This is a genomic window from Cellulosimicrobium sp. NPDC057862, assembly GCF_042797035.1.
Lineage (GTDB): Bacteria > Actinomycetota > Actinomycetes > Actinomycetales > Cellulomonadaceae > Cellulosimicrobium.
Genome location: NZ_JBHVMH010000027.1, coordinates 1 through 22,100 on the forward strand (window position 1 = coordinate 1; position 22,100 = coordinate 22,100).

Here is a 22,100-nt window from a genome sequence, read left to right on the forward strand (position 1 = left end):
GGCGAGGGCGCCGCCCGCGGCGACGGTCGCGGCGGCGACGACGGTGGCGAGGGCGCGCAGCGCGCGCCCGGTGCGGCCGCGCGTGCGGCCGGAGAGGACTGTTCTCACGGAAGTGCTCCTCGTGCTCGGGCGGGCCGCGACGTCGCGGCCCGCCGGTCCGCACCCGCGGTGGGTGCAGGGGTCGTCACGACGCTAGGCCTGGTGCCTGCCGCGGGACATGAGGGATTCCCCGGAACTTCGAGCCTCGCGGTACGGGAGAACTCGTACCCGGTGCAGGTGTCAGGGACCGTCGCCGGACTCGCCGTGGTGCCCCGCGCCGTGGCCGGGCAGGTTCCCCAGGGCGGGCAGGTGGGCCCCGTGCGGGACGGCGTGCTGCGCGGCGTCGGTCCCGCCCAGGCCGAACGTCGCGACCGCCGAGACCACGACCGCGACCGAGAACAGCGCGACGAGCCGCGCCCCGGCGCGCGCCGGGGCGTCGTCGGCGGGGACGCGCGCCGGACGTGCGAGGACGCATGCGGTCGCGACCCGCAGGACGGCCGCGGCGGCCGCGCCCGCCGAGAGCGGCACGCCGGACGCGACCGGGGCGGCTACCCCGGCGACGGTCGCGCCGAGGAGCAGGGCGATGCCGAGGCGCGGGACCGCCGCCGGGCGACCGGGCCGCGGTCCGCGTGCGAGGAGCACGAGCGCGGCGACGAGCTCCGTCGTCCCGGTGGCCAGCGCGAGCAGGCCGGACGGTGCCGGGAACCCGCCCCGGACGAGCCCGAGGTCGACGATCCCGGCACCGAGCAGCGCGAGCGCGGCGCCGACGCGCCGGGTGGGGACGGGGCTCGTCATGCCGTGACGGTGCGGCCCGCGTCCTCGCGGTCCGCGGCGAGCCCGACGCCGAGGAGCACTAGCGCGCTGGCGAGGTGCAGCACGTTGTCGGCGCCGTTCAGCGCGATGATGTTGGCGCCGGTGTCGACGAGGAACAGCCCCACGACGCCGACGAGGAGGTACACGGCGCCGATCGTGACGTTCGTGCCCCGCGCGGCCCGGACGCTGCGCGACGCGAGCAGCAGCGCCGCCCCGATGCCGAGGTGGACGATGTTGTGCAGCGGGTTCACCTCGAACAGCAGGAGGTTGCGGCCCTCGGTGGCGGCGAAGCCGACGCCCGACGTGACCACGAAGCCGGCAAGGCCGACCAGCAGGTAGACGGCGCCGAAGACAGCCGCGAGCAGACGGTTCGGGGACGAGGTCATGGGGGTCTCCGCTCTGTGGTCGCGCGGCCTCTCCGCGCGTCGCCCCTGGTTCGGAGCGGTGCGCGGTCCGGACGGGTCCCTCCGGCGCGGTGCCGTGCATCTACCTCGACCGGGATGTATCAGACGGGTGGTCCGCCCCTCTTGTCCCGGTGGAGGAGCGTCGGCCCGGCGCTCCCACCCGGGTGTCGGAGGAGCGAGATGGGACCCAGCCGCACGAGCCAGGAGGGGTGTGACCAGTGACGATGGTTGTCGACCCCACCGGCCCGGCTCTAGAATCAGGCGCTTCCGGGGACCCCCCGCTGATGCCTGACCGGACGAGCGCGCCGAGGACGGTGCCCCCCATGACGAGAACGACCGACGAGGTGGCCGACACCGACGAGCCGGGCCTGAGCCTGGGGGACCGGGGTGCGTTCGCGCTCCTCGAGTACCGGGACGGTCGCCCCCACGCCTTCGGCGAGTTCGTCCGCGAGGCGACGCCGCTGCTCTGGCACACGGTGCGGGCCCAGGGCGTCGAGCGCGAGCAGGCCGACGACATCGTCCAGACCGTGTGGGTCGCGCTCGTGCGCAACGCGATGACGATCAAGGAACCGCACGCCGTCCTCAAGTGGCTGCTCATCACCGCAAAGCGCGCCGCGTGGGAGGCCGTGCGCAAGCACCGCGACGAGGCGAGGCGCCGCACCGAGCTCCCCGACGACACGGACGAGGGCGTTCCGGAACTGCCCTCGGGAGACCCGACGCCCGACGTCGAGGTGCTCCGCAACGAGCGCGACCGCACGCTGTGGGCCGCGCTGGACCAGCTGCCGGACCGCTGCCGGCGGCTCTTGCGGCTCGTGTCGCTCGCCGACCGACCCGACTACAAGGCCATCTCGACCGCGATCGGCATGCCCGTCGGGAGCATCGGCTCCACGCGCGGCCGCTGCCTCGCCAAGCTGCGCGACATCATCGACGACCAGGGGGAATCGTGGGAAGCATCATGAGCACCGAGCCGACGCACAGCCCCGACGAGCCGCTCGACGCCGTCGACCTCGCGCTGCTCGCGGAGCTGGCGCGCATCGCCGAGGAGATCGACCCCGTGCCCGACGGCCTCGTGGAGCGGTCGCTGTTCGCGATCACCCTCGCGGGCCTCGAGGCCGAGGTGATGGAGCTGGAGTACGTCCAGGTCCCCGAGATGTCCGTGCGGGGCGACGCGCCACCCGTCGAGGCGCGCACCATCACGTTCACCTCCGAGTCCGTCACGGTCATGATCTCGCTGTCGGCGACCGACGACGGGCGCATCCGCATCGACGGCTGGGCTGCGCCGGCCACGGCGCTGCGCGTCGAGCTGCACCGCCCCGGCACCGTGAGCGAGACGACGAGCGACGACGACGGCCGGTTCGTCTTCGACGCCGTCGACCGCGGCCCGGCGAGCCTCGTCGTGCGTCGTGCCGACGGTGCCGGCGGCGCCGTGAGCACCCCGGTCATCGAGCTGTAGCCGTCGTCGTGCCGCGCGCGACCTCTCGCCCGCGGCGCGACGGCGTCCCGACCCCCATTCCTTCCGCGCCCCCGCGCGCGAGCCGCTGTCCGTCGACGACGACGCCCGCGGCACCGACTGAACGTCATCCCTCGAGGAGGAGCACGTGAGCGAGACCCCCGGAACCCCCGCGCCGAGTCCGCAGAGCGGTCGGTACTACGGCGACCGTCCGAGCCGCCTGCAGTGGCGCACGAGGACCATCGACCCCGTCAGCGCACCGCGGCGGTCGGGACAGCAGTCGCCCCATCCGACCTGGTACGTCGGTGACAGGCTGCTCTTTCCCGGGTCGCGGTGCGGTGAGCAGCGCATGCGCCGACTCCGCGACGCCGCGGCGCAGTTCGACCTCGACGTCGAGATCGAGCCGGAGAGCGAGAACGACGCAGCCCTGGTGCGGCGCGCCGACCTGGACACGGAGACGACGGAGGATCTGCTACGTGTGTTCGGAGTCTCGTTGCGGCTCACTCCCCGTGGCGGCTCCGCCCGCTCTCTGCCGGACGCCTGGCAACTCCTAGAGCACCTGGGCGGCGTCGTCGAGGGGGACGACGCCGACCGCGGTCGGGCTCGGATCGGTCTCGACCACATCATCGTCCCTTCGGTCGGCGGATTCATCGGAGGCCAGCCGGCTGCGCAGCCGACAGCCTTCGCCCATGCCCAGCCCTACGGTCAGCCGTTGCCCTACGGTCAGCCTCTTCCCTACGGTCAGCCGTTGCCGTACGGTCAGCCTCTTCCCTACGGTCAGCCGTTGCCGTACGGGCAGCCCCTGCCTTTCTCCGGGACTGCCGAGTACGCCGTTCCCGGGTCAGGGGGCCGAACGCCTGTGAACTGGGTCGGTGCGGAACCGCGACGTGACCACGCGCCTGGAGACGATGCATGGACGGCCTCCGACGGAACACGCCGTCCCGTCGTCGCAGTCCTCGACTCGGGCGTCGGAGAGCACGCCTGGTTCGACGAGACACCTGGGCGTGGCAGGGTCGTGGTTCGGGATCCCGAGCTCCTGGGTGAACCGCTCTCCGTGCTGCCGCGCCCCGAGTACGAGTACGAGGACCCTGAGATCGGAGGCGTCTCGGTCTCCCCGCTCACGGGCCCTCTCGACCCGGTGGCTGGACATGGCACGTTCATCGCAGGCCTCGTGCACCAGAAGTGTCCCGACGCAGTCATCCTCGCGCCGCGCCTGTACGGAGGTTCCGGCGTGATCCCGGAACGCGACATGCTGCGCGCGCTGCGTCGACTTCTCCTGTGGCACGTGCTCGGACTGGTCGGCCGTGGCGGCTACGCACCGGTCGACATTGTCGTGCTCTCCTTCGGGTACTACCACGAGCGGCCGGGTGACGCCGACTTCGATGCCCCGCTGGGTGCCGTGCTCGACGCGCTGCGCCGATACGGGGTGCTCGTCGTCGTCTCGTCGGGAAACGACGGTCAGACCCGTCCGATGTTCCCCGCGGGCTTCGCTCCCCGCGTCCGGCGTGCCGATGGCCGCGCGACGGCGCTCGACCCGCGCGAGGTGCCGCTCGACAAGCCGCCGGTTCTCGCGGTCGGTGCGCAGAATCCCGACGGCACAACCTCGCTCTTCAGCAACGATGGCCCGTGGATCACGTGCGTCCGCCCCGGGGCCGCGCTGGTCTCCACGGCTCCCAAGACAATCGACGGTGCGGTGGCTCCCTCGCGGAGCGTCAAGGAACTGTGGTCCGACGGCCGCCGTGCGACGATCGACCCGGAGGGATTCCAGAGCGGCTTTGCCACGTGGAGCGGGACCTCCTTCGCTGCGCCGGTCCTGGCCGGAGAGCTCGCCGCGCTACTCTTGGCGGATGCGGCGCAGGATCCGACACACCAGGCATCGGTGCAGCCAGGTGTCGGTTCGCCCGAGCGATGTGCCTGGCTGTGGACGGCCGTCAGCGCCGCGACCGGTCTTGAGCCGACGATCGTGTAGTCCACGCAGGCGAGGATGACGCGGGCAACCCGGCCAGGTGCGGCCGCGGCGCATCTCGCTCGGGCCATCGGCGCGTCCCAGCAGGGTCGCTATGCGCTTGCGATCCGCCACTACGAACGCGCTCTGGTTTCGAGCGGGGACCGGTGGACCACCTCGGAGCAGCGCTATGTCGTCGTGCGCAGCACCATCGGCGCCGCCGCCTGCGGGTTCGAGCTCGACGGCGACGTCCGCGCCGCTCGTCAGCGCATCGAGGCGATGCGTGCTGTGCTCGACCAAGAGCCGGAGGAACGAGAACGGCTACGGTTCGCGCTACTGGTCGAGGGGCAGGCAGCCTTCTTGGACTGGCGCACCGGAGATCTCGACCATGCGCACGAGAAGCTGTCGGTCGCGGTCGCCCTCGCCCGGCGCCTGGGCGACCCGGACACCGCGACGATCCTGCTCAACCGAGGATCGTTGCGCCTCGATCTCGGCGATGTCGACGGCGCGACCGCAGACCTGAGCGAGGCCGTCGGGAGCGGCGACGCTGCGGGCGACGTCCTGCTGGCCTCGAAGGCTCGCCACAACCTGGGGTATGCCGAGTACCTCCGTGGCGATCTCCCGGTCGCGCTGCGTGCGATGGACGAGGCCGCGGAGCAGGCGCCGGACCGGCACGCCGCGGTCGGTCTGATCGATCGCGCGCAGGTCCTGCTCGACGCTGGCCTGCTGACCGAGGCCGACGACGCGCTGCGCGAGGCGCGCGAGCACCTCTCGCGCTACCGCATGCTGCGCGACCTCGCCGAGGTTGAGCTGGTGCGGTCGCGCGTCGTGCTCGGCCTGCGACGCTACGCCGACGCCCGCCGCCTGGCCCGGTCGGCGTCGCGCCGGTTCGACCGGCTCGGGAACACCCCGTGGATGCTGCGAGCCCGCGTCGCCGAGCTGCAGGCGGCGCTTACGGAGCACCGGTCGGACGGTGTGACGCCGACGACGGCACGGCGGCACGCCGGCTGGGCGCTCGCCCTCGCGCGCGAGGGCGAGGCGCTCGGCGGAGCCGCCGGTCTCGGCGTGACGATCCCGGCCCAGCTCCTCGCGGCCGAGTGGCTCGTGACCGCGGGGGACGTTCCCGCCGCGCAGGACGTCCTGGCGCAGGTTCCCGGGCGGCTCGACCGCGCCCCGCTGCCCGTGCGGCTGCAGCACGAGGCCGTGCTCGCTCAGCTCGCGTTCGCGGCCGGGGACCGCCGGGGCGGCGTGCGGGCCGTGCGGCGCGGCCAGTCGGCCCTCGCCGAGCACCGCGCGCGGCTCGGCTCCGTGGACGCGGTGACGGCGTCGGCCGTGCACGGGGTCCGGCTCGGCAACGTGGACGTGGCGGCAGCGCTGCGGACGCGGCGCCCGGGGACGATCTTCGACGCGGTCGAGCGGGGCCGCGCGGCGTTCGCCGGAACCGGCCGTGTGCGGCCTCCGTCGGACCCGGTCCTCGCGGGCCTCCTCGCCGCGGCGCGCCGCGAGGTCGAGGCCGCCCGCGCGCTCGGCGTGCCCTCGGACCCTTCGCACCTCGCCCGTCGCCAGGACCACCTGCGGTCGGCGCGTCGGTTGCAGGACGACGCGCGCCGCCGCGCCTGGCAGCACGGGGGAGAGGCCGCCACCCCGCTAGCCACGACGGAGCGCCGGCTCCGGGCCGCGCTCGCCGCGGCGGGCTCCGACGCCGTGGTCGCCGACCTCGTGGTCGAGGGCGACGACGTCCTCGCCGTCCGCGTGTCCGCGGCGGGGACGCGGCTCGTGCGGCTCGCACCGCGCGCGACAGTTGCGGAGCAGGTTCGCCGGGCCCGGGCCGACTTCGCGGTCCTCTCGAACGTGCTCATCCCCGTCCCGATGCGGGAGGCGGCGGTCGCGTCGCTCACGCGCACCCTGACCGCGCTCGACGACGCGCTCGTCGTTCCCCTGGAGGTCGACGGCGACCTGCACCTCGCCGCGCGCGACCTGCTGCTCGCGCTCCCGTGGGCCTCGCTGCCCTCGCGGCGAGGCCGGAGGACGTGGGCGAACTCGTGGGTGGACCTGCGGGTCGGGGAGCCGACGCGGCGTGCGGACGAGGCGCTCGTCGTCGCGGGCCCCGGGCTGCGGTTCTCGGGCGCGGAGGCCAAGCTCGTCGCGTCGGTCTGGGAGGGCTCCGAGGCCCTCGCAGGCGAGGACGCCACGTGCGAGGCGGTGGCCGAGGGCCTCCGGAGCGCGGGGGTGGTCCACCTCGCGGCGCACGGGACGCACGAGACCGACAACCCGCTCTTCTCCTCGCTGCGGCTGGCCGACGGCCCGCTGTTCGCGCACGAGCTGGACGGGATCGACCTGCACGGTGTGGTCGTGGTCCTCTCGGCGTGCGAGGTGGGGCTCTCGACGCCGCGTATCGGCGGCGAGTCGCTCGGCCTGACGAGCGTCCTCCTGCGGCTCGGCGCGCGCGCCGTGGTCGCGAGCGTGGCCCCGTTGCGCGACGACGTCGCCGCGCGCGTCATGCCGTCGCTCCACGCCGAGCTGCGCGACGGCGCGATGCCCGGCTCGGCGCTCGCCCGTGCGGTCGCCGACGAGCCCGAGCCCGTCCCGCTCGTCTGCTTCGGCCCGCTCGTCGTCTAAGTACCCGTAGGGCGACAACGACGCGCTTTGCCACCGAAGGGTCTTGACCTGCTCCAAGCCGTTCGCCAAGATCGGTCTGCCACCAACAGATGGTGGAAACCGAAGCAACCTGGGGGCCACATGAAGATCCGTTCCGTTCGCCTCGCAGTCACGGCTGCTCTCACGACGGCCTCGGTTATCGCGGGGGCCGTCGTGGCTGCCGCTTCTCCGTACACGCAGGGCCTCTGAGTTCGTTCTCGCTCAGTAGAACACTCTGCCCCGGTTCCCCCCACGGGGGGTCGGGGCAGAGTGTTCTTTCAGAGCCGCGACTCGGCCGCAAAGCGGCCGTCCCCGAGCAGCGGTTTGGAGCACTCGCCGTCGTCCCGTACGATGGGCGTGTACCCAAGACCGCCGGTCGTCCGGCGCTGCCCGCAGACTCCGTCTGCGGGACGCGACGGACCGAAGTCCCACCACGAGGTGGAGGCCAGCGCAGGTAGCGAATCGACGACGTCCGCCCGGCCCCGCCGCGCGTGCGACTGCGAGCCCCGCGCCTGCGCGGGGCTCTTTCTCGTTCCGGGACGGACGCCGGTGGTACCACCACCGGAAGGATTGCCATGGCGAGGCCGGACAAGGCAGCCGCAGTCGCCGAGATCTCGGACAAGTTCCGCGACTCGAACGCTGCCGTGCTGACCGAGTACCGCGGGCTCACCGTCGCGCAGCTCAAGCAGCTGCGTCGGTCGCTCAGCGGCAACGCAACCTACGCCGTGGTGAAGAACACGCTGACCGCCATCGCGGCCAAGGAGGCCGGCGTCGAGGGACTCGACGCCGACCTGCAGGGCCCGTCGGCAATCGCCTTCGTCACCGGGGACCCGGTCGAGGCTGCCAAGGGTCTGCGTGACTTCGCCAAGGCGAACCCCGCACTGGTCATCAAGGGCGGTGTCCTCGACGGGCGCCCCCTGACCGCCGCGGAGGTCACGAAGCTCGCGGACCTCGAGTCCCGCGAGGTCCTGCTGGCCAAGGCGGCCGGCGCGATGAAGGCCAAGCTCTTCCAGGCTGCCTACGTCTTCACCGCGAACACCGCCCAGGCCGCCCGCGTCATCGATGCCCTGCGTCAGAAGCAGGAATCGGAGGGCGCTGCCGCCTGATCCCGCGCCCGGGGCTCGCCCCGGACCCGTGATCCACGCAGCGCAAGCACACACCCCGCTTCTGGCAGGCCCGCACCGGGCCGCTGCCGAGCACCGACCGAAAGGAACGCCATCATGGCGAAGCTCAGCACCGACGAGCTCATCGAGCAGTTCAAGGAGCTCACCCTCATCGAGCTCAACGAGTTCGTGAAGGCCTTCGAGGAGACCTTCGAGGTCACCGCCGCCGCCCCCGCCGCCGTCGCGGTCGCCGCCCCCGCGGGTGGCTCGGGCGACGCCCCCGCCGAGGAGGAGAAGGACGAGTTCGACGTCATCCTCGAGGCCGCCGGCGACAAGAAGATCCAGGTCATCAAGGAGGTGCGCGCGCTCACGTCCCTCGGCCTGAAGGAGGCCAAGGACCTCGTGGACGGTGCCCCGAAGCCGGTCCTGGAGGGCGCGAACAAGGAGACGGCCGAGAAGGCCAAGGCTGCCCTCGAGGGCGCCGGCGCCACGGTCACCCTCAAGTGATCTCGCCGGTCCCGTCCTGACGGGACCGGTCAGCACGCCGCACGAGGCCCGCACCCCGCTCGGGGTGCGGGCCTCGTCGTCGTTCCTGCCGCCCGACGGCGTGGGTGGGCGGGGGAGCGCGGCGCAGATGTGGGCGAGCACGTCGTCGGGCACCCGGACGGGCGCACCGGCTTCACGGAACGGCCACGAGTGTGCCACCATGTGCGGGTCGACGACGCAGGACAGCGAGGTCGACGGCAGCAGGTTCGCGACCCGCGAGACGGGTCGGAGGCGGGCGACGAGGCCCGCGCGAGTACCGGTGAGACGTGCAGGCGTCTGGTTCCGGGCGGGGTCGCACGCCCCGGGGTTGTGTTGCGATGCGTGTTGGGCTATGCTCACGCTTTGCGCTGTCCTGTGCCCCCGATCTCATATACCCCCGACCCCCTCGTCGACGTACGTGCGCGTCCGCGAGGTGTCGTGGCGGCGGTGATCGTGTCCAGCCCGGCGGTGCAGCGTTCTTTCGATCTGCAGGGAAGGACCCCTCTTGGCTGCCTCGCGCACCCCTTCTGCTCCGACCGCCGACGCCATCGCGAACCGCACCGCATCGCGTCGCCTCTCCTTCGCCAAGATCTACGAGCCCCTCGAGGTCCCTGACCTGCTGGGCCTCCAGACCGAGAGCTTCGACTGGCTCCTCGGCAACGAGGCGTGGCAGGCGCGTGTCGCCGCCGCGGCCGCGGCCGGCCGCCAGGACGTGCCCTCGACGTCGGGCCTCGAGGAGATCTTCGAGGAGATCTCCCCGATCGAGGACTTCGGGTCCTCGATGTCGCTGTCGTTCTCCAACCACCGTTTCGAGCCGCCGAAGTACACGGCCGACGAGTGCAAGGAGAAGGACTTCACGTACGCCGCGCCGCTCTTCGTCACCGCGGAGTTCGTCAACTACAACACCGGTGAGATCAAGAGCCAGACGGTCTTCATGGGCGACTTCCCGCTCATGACCGAGCGCGGCACCTTCATCATCAACGGCACCGAGCGCGTCGTCGTCTCCCAGCTCGTCCGCTCGCCCGGCGTCTACTTCGAGCGCGCGGCCGACAAGACGAGCGACAAGGACATCTTCTCCGCGAAGATCATCCCCTCGCGCGGCGCCTGGCTCGAGTTCGAGATCGACAAGCGCGACGCCGTCGGCGTGCGCGTCGACCGCAAGCGCAAGCAGTCCGTCACGGTGCTGCTCAAGGCGCTCGGCCTGACCGAGTCGGAGATCCGCGAGCAGTTCGCCGACTTCCCGTCGGTGCTCGACACGCTCGAGAAGGACCACGTCCACACCCAGGACGAGGCCCTCGTCGACCTGTACCGCAAGATCCGCCCGGGCGAGCCGCCGACCGTCGAGGCCGGCCGCGCGCTGCTCGAGAACTTCTACTTCAACCCCAAGCGCTACGACATGGCGAAGGTCGGCCGCTACAAGGCGAACAAGAAGCTCGGCATCGATGCGCCGCTCACGGACTCCACGCTCTCCGTCTCGGACGTCGTCGCGACGATCAAGTACCTCGCGGCCCTGCACGCCGACCACGCGTCCATCCCGGGCACCCGGAACGGCGAGGCTGTCGAGGTGCGCGTCGAGACGGACGACATCGACCACTTCGGCAACCGTCGCATCCGCGCGGTCGGCGAGCTCATCCAGAACCAGGTCCGCACGGGCCTGTCCCGGATGGAGCGCGTCGTGCGCGAGCGCATGACGACGCAGGACGTCGAGGCGATCACGCCGCAGACGCTCATCAACATCCGCCCGGTCGTGGCGTCCATCCGCGAGTTCTTCGGCACGTCGCAGCTCTCGCAGTTCATGGACCAGAACAACCCGCTCGCGGGCCTGACGCACAAGCGTCGCCTCTCGGCCCTCGGCCCGGGTGGTCTGTCGCGCGACCGCGCCGGCATGGAGGTCCGTGACGTCCACCCGTCGCACTACGGCCGCATGTGCCCGATCGAGACCCCTGAGGGCCCGAACATCGGTCTGATCGGCTCGCTCGCGTCGTACGGGCGCATCAACCCGTTCGGCTTCATCGAGACGCCGTACCGCAAGGTCGAGGCGGGCAAGGTCACCGACGAGGTCGTCTACCTCACGGCCGACGACGAGGACCGCCACGTCATCGCGCAGGCGAACCAGGTGCTCAACGTCGACGGCTCCTTCGCGGACGAGCGCGTGCTCGTGCGCACCAAGGGCGGCGAGGTCGAGATCGTGCCCGGCGCGCAGGTGGACTACATGGACGTCTCGCCGCGCCAGATGGTGTCGGTCGCGACCGCGCTCATCCCGTTCCTCGAGCACGACGACGCCAACCGCGCCCTCATGGGTGCCAACATGCAGCGCCAGGCCGTGCCGCTGGTCCGTTCCGAGGCCCCGCTCGTCGGGACCGGCATGGAGTGGCGCGCGGCGGTCGACGCGGGCGACGTCGTCGTCGCGACGAAGCCCGGTGTCGTCACCGAGGTCTCGGCCGACCTCGTGCTCGTCGCGAACGACGACGGCACGACCGGCAGCTACCGCATCGCGAAGTTCCGCCGCTCCAACCAGGGCACGAGCTACAACCAGCGCGTGCTCGTCGACGAGGGCCAGCGCATCGAGCCCGGCTCCGTCCTCGCGGACGGCCCGGCGACGGACGAGGGCGAGCTCGCGCTCGGCCGCAACCTGCTCGTGGCGTTCATGTCGTGGGAGGGCCACAACTACGAGGACGCGATCATCCTCAGCCAGCGTCTCGTGCAGGACGACGTGCTCTCCTCGATCCACATCGAGGAGCACGAGGTCGACGCGCGCGACACCAAGCTCGGCCCCGAGGAGATCACGCGGGACATCCCGAACGTCTCCGAGGACGTCCTCGCGGACCTCGACGAGCGCGGCATCATCCGCATCGGTGCCGAGGTCGGCGCGGGCGACGTCCTGGTCGGCAAGGTCACCCCGAAGGGCGAGACCGAGCTGACCCCGGAGGAGCGCCTGCTCCGCGCGATCTTCGGCGAGAAGGCGCGCGAGGTGCGCGACACGTCCCTCAAGGTGCCCCACGGCGAGTCCGGCACGGTCATCGGCGTGCGCGAGTTCAACCGCGAGGACGGCGACGAGCTGCCCGCGGGCGTGAACCAGCTCGTGCGCGTCTACATCGCGCAGCGCCGCAAGATCACGGACGGCGACAAGCTCGCCGGCCGTCACGGCAACAAGGGCGTCATCTCCAAGATCCTGCCCGTCGAGGACATGCCGTTCCTCGCGGACGGGACGCCGGTCGACGTCGTCCTCAACCCGCTGGGCGTCCCCGGCCGCATGAACGTCGGCCAGGTCCTCGAGACGCACCTCGGGTGGGTCGCGAAGCAGGGCTGGGACATCTCGCTGGCCGAGGGCAAGGACCTCTCCTGGCGGGAGAACGTCCCGGAGATCGCCGCGACGTCCGAGCCTGGTCGCCCCGTGGCGACCCCGGTGTTCGACGGCGTCCACGAGGACGCGCTCACAGGCCTGCTCTCGACGACGATCCCGAACCGCGACGGCGACCGCATGGTCGGCGCCGACGGCAAGGCGCGCCTCTTCGACGGCCGCTCCGGCGAGCCGTTCCCCGAGGCCGTGTCGGTGGGCTACATGTACATCCTCAAGCTCCACCACCTGGTCGACGACAAGATCCACGCGCGCTCGACCGGCCCGTACTCGATGATCACGCAGCAGCCGCTGGGTGGTAAGGCGCAGTTCGGCGGCCAGCGCTTCGGCGAGATGGAGGTGTGGGCCCTCGAGGCGTACGGCGCGGCCTACACGCTGCAGGAGCTCCTCACGATCAAGTCGGACGACGTGCCCGGTCGCGTCAAGGTCTACGAGGCGATCGTCAAGGGCGAGAACATCCCCGACTCGGGCATCCCGGAGTCCTTCAAGGTCCTCCTCAAGGAGATGCAGTCGCTGTGCCTGAACGTCGAGGTGCTCTCGAGCGACGGCGTGTCCATCGAGATGCGGGAGTCGGACGACGACGTGTACCGCGCAGCCGAAGAGCTCGGCATCGACCTGTCGCGCCGCCCCAACGCGGCGTCCAGCGTCGACGAGATCTGATCTCGGGCAGGTGGGAGCGGGTCACCCCGCTCCCACCGACGACCCCCACACCAACCGTCTTTTTGGCGTCGGGGCCGGCCACGGCCGGTCCCGGCAGGCGAAGGAAGTAGGACAACTTGCTCGACGTCAACGTCTTCGACGAGCTGCGTATCGGCCTGGCCACGGCCGACGACATCCGTGCGTGGTCGCACGGTGAGGTGAAGAAGCCCGAGACCATCAACTACCGCACCCTCAAGCCCGAGAAGGACGGACTCTTCTGCGAGAAGATCTTCGGCCCCACCCGGGACTGGGAGTGCTACTGCGGCAAGTACAAGCGCGTGCGCTTCAAGGGCATCATCTGCGAGCGCTGCGGCGTCGAGGTGACGCGCTCGAAGGTGCGTCGTGAGCGCATGGGCCACATCGAGCTCGCCGCGCCCGTCACGCACATCTGGTTCTTCAAGGGCGTGCCCTCGCGCCTCGGCTACCTGCTCGACCTCGCCCCGAAGGACCTCGAGAAGGTCATCTACTTCGCGGCGTACATGATCACGTCGGTCGACGACGAGGGTCGTCAGGAAGACCTCCCCAACCTCCAGAACGAGATCGACCTGGAGAAGAAGGAGATCGCGGACGCCCGCGACAACGACATCAACTCCCGCGCCCAGAAGCTCGAGGCCGACCTGGCCGAGCTCGAGGCCGAGGGTGCCAAGGCCGACGCGCGCCGCAAGGTCCGCGACTCGGCCGAGCGCGAGATGGCGCAGATCCGCAAGCGCGCGGACGCCCAGCTCGACCGCCTCGACCAGGTGTGGGACCGCTTCAAGAACCTCAAGGTCGCCGACCTCGAGGGCGACGAGATGCTCTACCGCGCCCTCCAGGACCGCTACGGCACCTACTTCGAGGGCTCGATGGGCGCCGCGGCGATCCAGAAGCGTCTCCAGGACTTCGACCTGGAGGCGGAGGCCGAGTCCCTGCGCGAGACCATCCGCTCGGGCAAGGGGCAGCGCAAGACGCGTGCCCTCAAGCGCCTCAAGGTCGTCAACGCGTTCCTCACGACGACGAACTCGCCCACGGGCATGGTGCTCGACGCCGTCCCGGTCATCCCGCCGGACCTGCGCCCGATGGTGCAGCTCGACGGTGGCCGCTTCGCGACGAGCGACCTGAACGACCTGTACCGCCGCGTGATCAACCGGAACAACCGCCTCAAGCGTCTGCTCGACCTGGGCGCCCCCGAGATCATCGTCAACAACGAGAAGCGGATGCTCCAGGAGGCCGTGGACTCGCTGTTCGACAACGGTCGCCGTGGTCGTCCGGTCACCGGTCCGGGCAACCGCCCGCTGAAGTCCATCTCGGACATGCTCAAGGGCAAGCAGGGTCGTTTCCGTCAGAACCTGCTCGGCAAGCGTGTCGACTACTCGGGCCGTTCGGTCATCGTCGTCGGCCCGCAGCTCAAGCTGCACCAGTGCGGCCTGCCGAAGCAGATGGCGCTCGAGCTGTTCAAGCCGTTCGTCATGAAGCGGCTCGTGGACCTCAACCACGCGCAGAACATCAAGAGCGCCAAGCGCATGGTCGAGCGTGCCCGCCCGGTCGTGTGGGACGTGCTCGAAGAGGTCATCACCGAGCACCCGGTGCTGCTCAACCGTGCGCCGACGCTGCACCGCCTGGGCATCCAGGCGTTCGAGCCGCAGCTCGTCGAGGGCAAGGCGATCCACCTGCACCCGCTCGTGTGCGCCGCGTTCAACGCGGACTTCGACGGTGACCAGATGGCCGTCCACCTGCCCCTGAGCGCCGAGGCGCAGGCCGAGGCCCGCATCCTCATGCTCTCGAGCAACAACATCCTCAAGCCGTCGGACGGCCGTCCGGTGACCATGCCCTCGCAGGACATGATCATCGGTCTGTACCACCTGACGAGCGACCGCAAGGGCGCCGAGGGCGAGGGCCGCGCGTTCGGCTCGGTGGCCGAGGCGATCATGGCGTTCGACCAGGGCACCCTGGACCTGAACGCCGAGGTGAAGATCCGCACGACGGACCTCGTCCCGCCGGTCTCCGGCTTCGAGGCGCCCGAGGGCTGGGAGGAGGGTCAGCCGATCCTCTTCGACACCACGCTCGGTCGCGCGCTGTTCAACGAGACGCTCCCCGTCGACTACCCGTACGTGAACTCGGTCGTCGACAAGAAGCGCCTCTCGGCGATCGTCAACGAGCTCGCGGAGCGCTACCCGAAGGTCGAGGTCGCGGCGTCGCTCGACGCGCTGAAGGCCGCCGGCTTCCGCTGGGCGACCCGCTCGGGCGTCACGATCGCGATCTCCGACGTGGCGACGCCCAAGGAGAAGGCCGTCATCCTCGAGCAGCACGAGGAGCGCGCGCTCAAGGTCCAGCAGCAGTACGACCGTGGTCTCATCACGGACGACGAGCGCCGTCAGGAGCTCATTGAGATCTGGACCCAGGCGACGGACAAGGTCGCCTCCGTCATGCGCGAGAACCTCGAGGCGAACGACCGCAACACCGTGTACCGCATGGTCGGCTCGGGTGCCCGTGGTAACTGGATGCAGGTCCGTCAGATCGCCGGCATGCGCGGTCTCGTGGCGAACCCGAAGGGCGAGATCATCCCGCGCCCGATCAAGTCCAACTACCGCGAGGGCCTGTCCGTCCTCGAGTACTTCATCGCGACGCACGGCGCCCGCAAGGGTCTGGCGGACACCGCTCTGCGGACCGCCGACTCGGGCTACCTCACGCGTCGTCTCGTGGACGTGTCGCAGGACGTCATCGTCCGCGAGGAGGACTGCGGCACCGAGCGCGGCCTGACCCTGCCGATCGCGGAGGAGCTCGCGGGCAAGCTCGTGCGCCACCCGAAGGTGGAGACGAGCGTCTACTCGCGCACCCTCGCGGCCGACCTGGTCGACCCCGACGGCAACGTCGTCGGCAAGGCCGGCGACGACGCGGGCGACGTCCTCATCGACGCGGCGGTGGCCGCGGGCGTCCGTGAGGCCAAGGTCCGCTCGGTCCTCACGTGCGAGTCGCGCGTCGGTACGTGCGCCAAGTGCTACGGGCGCTCGCTCGCCACGGGCAAGCTCGTCGACATCGGCGAGGCGGTCGGCATCATCGCCGCCCAGTCGATCGGTGAGCCGGGCACCCAGCTGACGATGCGTACCTTCCACACCGGTGGTGTCGCCTCCGCGGACGACATCACGCAGGGTCTGCCGCGTGTCACGGAGCTCTTCGAGGCCCGCACCCCCAAGGGTGAGGCGCCCATCGCGGAGTTCTCGGGCCGCATCGCGATCGACGACTCGGAGCGCTCGCGCCGTCTGGTCCTCACGCCGGACGACGGCTCGGAGGAGATCGCGTACCCGGTGACGAAGCGTGCCCGCCTGCTCGTGCAGGACGGCGACCACGTGAACGTCGGCACGCAGCTCGTCCAGGGTGCGGTGGACCCCAAGAAGGTCCTGCGCATCCTCGGCCCGCGCGCCACGCAGAAGCACCTGGTGGACGAGGTCCAGGAGGTCTACCGCTCCCAGGGCGTGGACATCCACGACAAGCACATCGAGGTCATCGTGCGGCAGATGCTGCGTCGCGTGACCGTGCTCGACTCGGGCGACTCGCACCTCCTGCCGGGCGAGCTCGCCGAGCGCGGCCGCTTCGAGGACGCGAACCGTCGCGCGGTGGCGGAGGGTGGCCAGCCGGCCTCCGGCCGCCCCGAGCTGATGGGCATCACGAAGGCGTCGCTCGCGACGGACTCGTGGCTGTCGGCGGCCTCCTTCCAGGAGACGACGCGCGTGCTCACCGAGGCGTCGATGAGCGGTCGTCGCGACCCGCTCCTCGGCCTCAAGGAGAACGTCATCATCGGTAAGCTCATCCCGGCCGGTACCGGCCTGCCCCGGTACACCAAGGTCCAGGTCGAGCCGACCGAGCAGGCCAAGACGGAGCTCTACCCGAGCTTCGGCTACGACGAGATCGACTTCCCGGCGCTCGGCATGGGCTCCGGCGAGGCGATCCCGCTCGAGGACCTGGACTTCGGCGACTACCGCTGACGTTCCTCGACAGCCGGACGGGTGCCCGACGGCGTCCCGCACCTCGGGTGCGGGCGCCGCTGGGCACCCGTTCGGCGTCCTGGGGGAGCGCACCGCCCGCCGACGGCGGGTGGTGACCTGCTCCTTTGACTACCTGCCGGGCGGCAGGTAACCTGGTAAACCGTGCCCGCGCCGTCGGGCCCTCCGTGATGTCCCTGGCGGGGCGGTGTCAGCGAGCTGATCGCTCCCACCTCCGCGCAGCGGGCTCCGGACGGGCCGATGTGAGTGCCCGGGCACTCCGGATCCCGGTCCTGACGGCGCCTCGTGCCCGTGGACGGGGGACGGACCATCGAGCCGGTGGTAGGTGGCTGCTGCAGCGTCTCTCGCGCTGCGGGTGCCTCGTGCGATCGGCTCCAGCAGCCAGCACGACCACCATCGGGGATAGCCCCGGTAGCTCGAGAAGACACGGAGACGTAGTGCCTACGATCCAGCAGCTCGTCCGCAAGGGGCGGACCTCGAAGGTGGGGAAGTCGAAGACCCCCGCCCTCAAGGGCTCCCCGCAGCGGCGCGGTGTGTGCACGCGCGTGTACACCACCACCCCGAAGAAGCCGAACTCCGCGCTGCGCAAGGTCGCTCGCGTGAAGCTCTCCTCCCAGGTCGAGGTCACGGCCTACATCCCCGGCGTCGGCCACAACCTCCAGGAGCACTCCATCGTGCTCGTGCGCGGCGGTCGTGTGAAGGACCTCCCGGGTGTGCGCTACAAGATCGTGCGCGGCGCGCTCGACACGCAGGGCGTGAAGAACCGCAAGCAGGCCCGCAGCCGCTACGGCGCCAAGAAGGAGAAGAGCTGATGCCTCGCAAGGGCCCGGCCCCGAAGCGGCCGCTCATCGTCGACCCCGTCTACGGGTCGCCCGTCGTCACGCAGCTCATCAACAAGGTGCTGCTCGACGGCAAGAAGTCCACCGCCGAGTCGATCGTCTACGGCGCCCTCGAGGGCGTCCGTGCGAAGACCGACGGCGACCCGGTCGTCGTCCTCAAGCGTGCGCTCGAGAACGTCCGCCCCGCGCTCGAGGTCCGCTCGCGCCGCGTCGGTGGCGCGACCTACCAGGTCCCCGTCGAGGTGCGCCCCGCGCGTGCCACGACGCTCGCGCTGCGCTGGCTCACCGACTACTCGCGCGCTCGTCGTGAGAAGTCGATGACGGAGCGCCTCATGAACGAGATCCTCGACGCGAGCAACGGCCTCGGCGCCGCGGTCAAGCGTCGCGAGGACATGCACAAGATGGCGGAGTCCAACAAGGCCTTCGCCCACTACCGCTGGTAGTCCGCCCGACCGGCCTCGGGGACCTGACGGTCCCCGGGGCCGTCGGCGGGTCTCCGGCCGGCCACCCCGGTCCGAGCAGCGCCCCCGACTCAACCCACCTAGCGAGGGAAACAGACCGTGGCACTTGACGTGCTGACCGACCTGAACAAGGTCCGCAACATCGGCATCATGGCCCACATCGATGCCGGGAAGACCACGACCACCGAGCGCATCCTGTTCTACACGGGTGTGAACTACAAGATCGGTGAGACGCACGACGGCGCGTCGACGATGGACTGGATGGAGCAGGAGCAGGAGCGCGGCATCACGATCACGTCGGCCGCGACGACCTGCTACTGGAAGAACAACCAGATCAACATCATCGACACGCCCGGCCACGTCGACTTCACGGTCGAGGTCGAGCGCTCCCTGCGCGTGCTCGACGGCGCCGTCGCCGTCTTCGACGGCAAGGAGGGCGTGGAGCCGCAGTCGGAGACGGTGTGGCGCCAGGCGGACAAGTACAACGTGCCGCGCATCTGCTTCGTCAACAAGATGGACAAGCTCGGTGCGGACTTCTACTTCACCGTCGACACCATCATCAACCGCCTCAAGGCGAAGCCGCTGGTCATCCAGCTCCCGATCGGCTCGGAGAACGACTTCACCGGCGTCGTCGACCTGCTCGAGATGAAGGCCCTCGTCTGGCACGGGGAGACCAAGCTCGGCGAGGCGTACGACACCGAGGAGATCCCGGCCGACCTTCTCGAGAAGGCCGAGCAGTACCGCAGCGAGCTCATCGAGGCCGTCGCGGAGGCTGACGAGGAGCTGCTCGAGAAGTACCTCGGTGGCGAGGAGCTCACGATCGCGGAGATCAAGTCCGGGATCCGCAAGCTCGTCATCGCCGGCGAGGCCTTCCCGGTCCTGTGCGGGTCCGCGTTCAAGAACAAGGGCGTGCAGCCCATGCTCGACGCGGTCATCGACTACCTGCCGTCGCCGCTCGACGTCCCCGCGATCGAGGGCCACGACGTCAAGGACGAGGAGAAGATCGTCGAGCGTCACCCCGACGCCACCGAGCCCTTCTCCGCGCTCGCGTTCAAGGTCGCGTCGCACCCGTTCTTCGGCAAGCTCACCTACGTCCGCGTCTACTCGGGCAAGGTCGCGCAGGGCGCCCAGGTGCTCAACTCGACCAAGGGCAAGAAGGAGCGCATCGGGAAGCTCTTCCAGATGCACTCCAACAAGGAGAACCCGGTCGAGGAGGCGAGCGCGGGTCACATCTACGCGTTCATCGGCCTCAAGGACGTCACGACGGGTGACACGCTGAGCGCGCTCGACGCGCCCGTGATCCTCGAGTCGATGACCTTCCCCGAGCCCGTCATCGACGTGGCGATCGAGCCGAAGACGAAGGCCGACCAGGAGAAGCTCTCGACGGCGATCCAGAAGCTCGCCGAGGAGGACCCGACGTTCCGCGTCAAGCTGGACGACGAGACCGGCCAGACCGTCATCGGCGGCATGGGCGAGCTCCACCTCGACATCCTCGTCGACCGCATGCGTCGCGAGTTCAAGGTCGAGGCGAACGTCGGTAAGCCGCAGGTCGCGTACCGCGAGACGATCCGTCGCAAGGCGGAGAAGATCGACTACACGCACAAGAAGCAGACCGGTGGCTCCGGGCAGTTCGCGAAGGTCCAGGTGACCTTCGAGCCGCTCGACACGGCCGAGGGGGAGCTCTACGAGTTCGCCAACGCCGTCACCGGTGGTCGCATCCCGCGCGAGTACATCCCGAGCGTCGACGCCGGTATCCAGTCCGCGATGGAGCTCGGCGTGCTCGCCGGCTTCCCGCTGGTCGGGGTCAAGGCGACGCTGCTCGACGGCGCCTACCACGAGGTCGACTCCTCGGAGATGGCGTTCAAGATCGCCGGCTCGATGGTCCTCAAGGAGGGCGTCAAGCGGGCGGACCCGGTTCTGCTGGAGCCGGTGATGGCGGTCGAGGTGCGTACGCCCGAGGAGTACATGGGCGACGTCATCGGCGACCTGAACTCACGTCGTGGAATGATCCAGTCCATGGAGGACGCGACGGGTGTGAAGGTCGTCCGGGCCCAAGTACCGTTGTCAGAGATGTTCGGGTACATCGGCGACCTCCGGTCCAAGACCCAGGGTCGTGCCGTGTACTCGATGCAGTTCGACAGCTACGCCGAGGTTCCTCGGAACGTTGCCGAAGAGATCATCAAGAAGACCCGGGGCGAGTGAGTCCCCACAGGTCGAAGACCCGCACAACCATCAACCTGTAGGAAAACCGCAACGCCCCGCGGATGTAGGATCTCTCGGTCGACATTCGCAACGTTCGGCACATCTACCCAAGTCCCAGGAGGACCCCAGTGGCTAAGGCCAAGTTCGAGCGGACCAAGCCGCACGTCAACGTCGGCACCATCGGTCACGTCGACCACGGTAAGACGACGCTCACGGCGGCGATCTCGAAGACGCTCGCGGACACGTACCCGGACCTGCCGGCGAACACGCAGCGCAACTTCGACGAGATCGACGCGGCTCCCGAGGAGAAGCAGCGCGGTATCACGATCAACATCGCGCACATCGAGTACGAGACGCCGAAGCGCCACTACGCGCACGTCGACGCGCCCGGTCACGCCGACTACATCAAGAACATGATCACCGGTGCCGCCCAGATGGACGGCGCGATCCTGGTGGTCGCCGCGACCGACGGTCCGATGGCCCAGACGCGTGAGCACGTCCTGCTCGCCCGCCAGGTCGGCGTGCCGTACCTGCTCGTCGCGCTGAACAAGTCCGACATGGTCGACGACGAGGAGATCCTCGAGCTCGTCGAGATGGAGGTGCGCGAGCTCCTCTCCTCGCAGGAGTTCGACGGCGACAACGCGCCGGTCGTGCGCGTGTCGGGTCTCAAGGCGCTCGAGGGCGACCCCGAGTGGACCGCGAAGATCCTCGAGCTCATGGAGGCCGTGGACGAGAACGTCCCGGAGCCCGTCCGCGAGCTCGACAAGCCGTTCCTCATGCCCGTCGAGGACGTCTTCACGATCACCGGTCGTGGCACCGTCGTCACCGGCAAGGTGGAGCGTGGCACGCTCGACCTCAACTCGGACGTCGAGATCGTCGGCATCCGCGCGCCCCAGAAGACCACGGTCACGGGCATCGAGACGTTCCACAAGCAGATGGACCAGGCTCAGGCCGGCGACAACACCGGTCTGCTCCTGCGCGGCATCAAGCGCGAGGACGTCGAGCGCGGCCAGGTCGTCGTGAAGCCGGGCTCGATCACCCCGCACACGCAGTTCGAGGCGCAGGTCTACATCCTGGGCAAGGACGAGGGTGGCCGTCACAACCCGTTCTACTCGAACTACCGTCCGCAGTTCTACTTCCGTACGACGGACGTCACCGGCGTCATCACGCTGCCCGAGGGCACCGAGATGGTCATGCCCGGCGACAACACCGAGATGACGGTCGAGCTCATCCAGCCGATCGCCATGGAGGAGGGCCTCGGCTTCGCCATCCGTGAGGGTGGCCGCACCGTCGGCTCGGGCCGCGTCACCAAGATCCTCAAGTGATCTGACGCTGCCTCCGCAGCACTCGTCGAAGGCCCGGTCCCGTCCGCGGGGCCGGGCCTTCGGCCTGCACCACCACCCCTGCGGTCACCGTCACAGTGCCCGTCCCGGTCTCGACTTGGCCGAGGCGGCCTTCGTGTGGCAGACTGTTCAGGTTGCCTGTTACGGGTGCGCTCTTTCACGTGTCGAACAGTGTGTTGAACCGGTCCTCTCGAGGAGGACCAGGACCCCGGGACCTCGTCCCGGGTCTGCGGGTTGAGCTCTCTGTCGCCATGGATCGAGTACCCCGCGGAACACACGTTCCGACCAGGCTCGCACAAACGTTG

Annotated in this window: 14 protein-coding genes; 12 read left to right on the forward strand and 2 right to left on the reverse strand. The window is 70.2% G+C overall.

All coding sequences use genetic code 11. The features are described from left to right. Positions 1–279 precede the first annotated feature (279 nt). On the reverse strand, positions 280–834 hold the full coding sequence (locus ACFVN3_RS19665; RefSeq protein WP_378234682.1) for a hypothetical protein: 555 nt from the start codon (positions 832–834) through the stop codon (positions 280–282). After that, entirely contained in the window at positions 831–1,238 is a 408-nt protein-coding gene (locus tag ACFVN3_RS19670) for a DUF4383 domain-containing protein (protein ID WP_378234683.1), read from the reverse strand. The genes ACFVN3_RS19665 and ACFVN3_RS19670 overlap by 4 nt, the downstream gene beginning before the upstream one ends. 341 nt (positions 1,239–1,579) lie before the next feature. Here ACFVN3_RS19670 and ACFVN3_RS19675 point away from each other — a divergent pair, with 341 nt between their 5' ends. The 12 genes from ACFVN3_RS19675 (at position 1,580) to tuf (ending at position 21,777) form a co-directional block, all read left to right on the forward strand. Further along, on the forward strand, positions 1,580–2,215 hold the full coding sequence (locus tag ACFVN3_RS19675) for an RNA polymerase sigma factor (protein ID WP_378234684.1): 636 nt from the start codon (positions 1,580–1,582) through the stop codon (positions 2,213–2,215). Beyond that, positions 2,212–2,709, forward strand: coding sequence for a hypothetical protein (locus ACFVN3_RS19680; protein WP_378234685.1), 498 nt, complete (start codon positions 2,212–2,214; stop codon positions 2,707–2,709). The genes ACFVN3_RS19675 and ACFVN3_RS19680 overlap by 4 nt, the downstream gene beginning before the upstream one ends. A gap of 145 nt (positions 2,710–2,854) precedes the next feature. Further along, a complete protein-coding gene (locus ACFVN3_RS19685; protein ID WP_378234686.1) occupies positions 2,855–4,675 on the forward strand; it encodes a S8 family serine peptidase in 1,821 nt (606 codons plus the stop codon). A gap of 174 nt (positions 4,676–4,849) precedes the next feature. After that, positions 4,850–7,270 (forward strand): CHAT domain-containing protein, encoded by a 2,421-nt coding sequence (locus ACFVN3_RS19690; protein WP_378234687.1) that lies wholly within the window; start codon positions 4,850–4,852, stop codon positions 7,268–7,270. Positions 7,271–7,863: 593 nt separating this feature from the next. Then, on the forward strand, positions 7,864–8,394 hold the full coding sequence (gene rplJ, locus ACFVN3_RS19695; protein WP_021483443.1) for a 50S ribosomal protein L10: 531 nt from the start codon (positions 7,864–7,866) through the stop codon (positions 8,392–8,394). Positions 8,395–8,508: 114 nt separating this feature from the next. Beyond that, positions 8,509–8,898 (forward strand): 50S ribosomal protein L7/L12, encoded by a 390-nt coding sequence (rplL, locus tag ACFVN3_RS19700; protein WP_021483444.1) that lies wholly within the window; start codon positions 8,509–8,511, stop codon positions 8,896–8,898. Between the two features lie 523 nt (positions 8,899–9,421). Continuing rightward, on the forward strand, positions 9,422–12,934 hold the full coding sequence (gene rpoB, locus ACFVN3_RS19705) for a DNA-directed RNA polymerase subunit beta (protein WP_047233806.1): 3,513 nt from the start codon (positions 9,422–9,424) through the stop codon (positions 12,932–12,934). 116 nt (positions 12,935–13,050) lie between these two features. After that, complete coding sequence (locus ACFVN3_RS19710) at positions 13,051–16,932, forward strand: DNA-directed RNA polymerase subunit beta' (RefSeq protein WP_154799248.1); 3,882 nt, start codon at positions 13,051–13,053, stop codon at positions 16,930–16,932. 455 nt (positions 16,933–17,387) lie between these two features. Continuing rightward, positions 17,388–17,762, forward strand: coding sequence for a 30S ribosomal protein S12 (rpsL, locus tag ACFVN3_RS19715; protein WP_021479869.1), 375 nt, complete (start codon positions 17,388–17,390; stop codon positions 17,760–17,762). Further along, the gene (gene rpsG, locus ACFVN3_RS19720; RefSeq protein WP_047233808.1) at positions 17,762–18,232 is read left to right on the forward strand and encodes a 30S ribosomal protein S7; all 471 of its coding nucleotides are present in this window, start codon (positions 17,762–17,764) and stop codon (positions 18,230–18,232) included. The genes rpsL and rpsG overlap by 1 nt, the downstream gene beginning before the upstream one ends. Before the next feature lie 117 nt (positions 18,233–18,349). Further along, positions 18,350–20,452, forward strand: coding sequence for an elongation factor G (fusA, locus tag ACFVN3_RS19725; RefSeq protein ID WP_053369623.1), 2,103 nt, complete (start codon positions 18,350–18,352; stop codon positions 20,450–20,452). A 128-nt stretch (positions 20,453–20,580) separates the two neighbouring features. Beyond that, positions 20,581–21,777 (forward strand): elongation factor Tu, encoded by a 1,197-nt coding sequence (gene tuf, locus ACFVN3_RS19730; RefSeq protein ID WP_053369624.1) that lies wholly within the window; start codon positions 20,581–20,583, stop codon positions 21,775–21,777. Positions 21,778–22,100: the final 323 nt, after the last annotated feature.

What these genes read in the sequence shown, in the direction of transcription:
- ACFVN3_RS19675 (WP_378234684.1), top strand. Translation starts at nt 1,580, where the DNA reads ATGACGAGAACGACCGACGAGGTGGCCGACACCGACGAGCCGGGCCTG.
- rplL (WP_021483444.1), top strand. Translation starts at nt 8,509, where the DNA reads ATGGCGAAGCTCAGCACCGACGAGCTCATCGAGCAGTTCAAGGAGCTC.
- ACFVN3_RS19670 (WP_378234683.1), bottom strand. Translation starts at nt 1,238, where the DNA reads ATGACCTCGTCCCCGAACCGTCTGCTCGCGGCTGTCTTCGGCGCCGTC.
- rpsG (WP_047233808.1), top strand. Translation starts at nt 17,762, where the DNA reads ATGCCTCGCAAGGGCCCGGCCCCGAAGCGGCCGCTCATCGTCGACCCC.
- ACFVN3_RS19680 (WP_378234685.1), top strand. Translation starts at nt 2,212, where the DNA reads ATGAGCACCGAGCCGACGCACAGCCCCGACGAGCCGCTCGACGCCGTC.
- rplJ (WP_021483443.1), top strand. Translation starts at nt 7,864, where the DNA reads ATGGCGAGGCCGGACAAGGCAGCCGCAGTCGCCGAGATCTCGGACAAG.
- ACFVN3_RS19665 (WP_378234682.1), bottom strand. Translation starts at nt 834, where the DNA reads ATGACGAGCCCCGTCCCCACCCGGCGCGTCGGCGCCGCGCTCGCGCTG.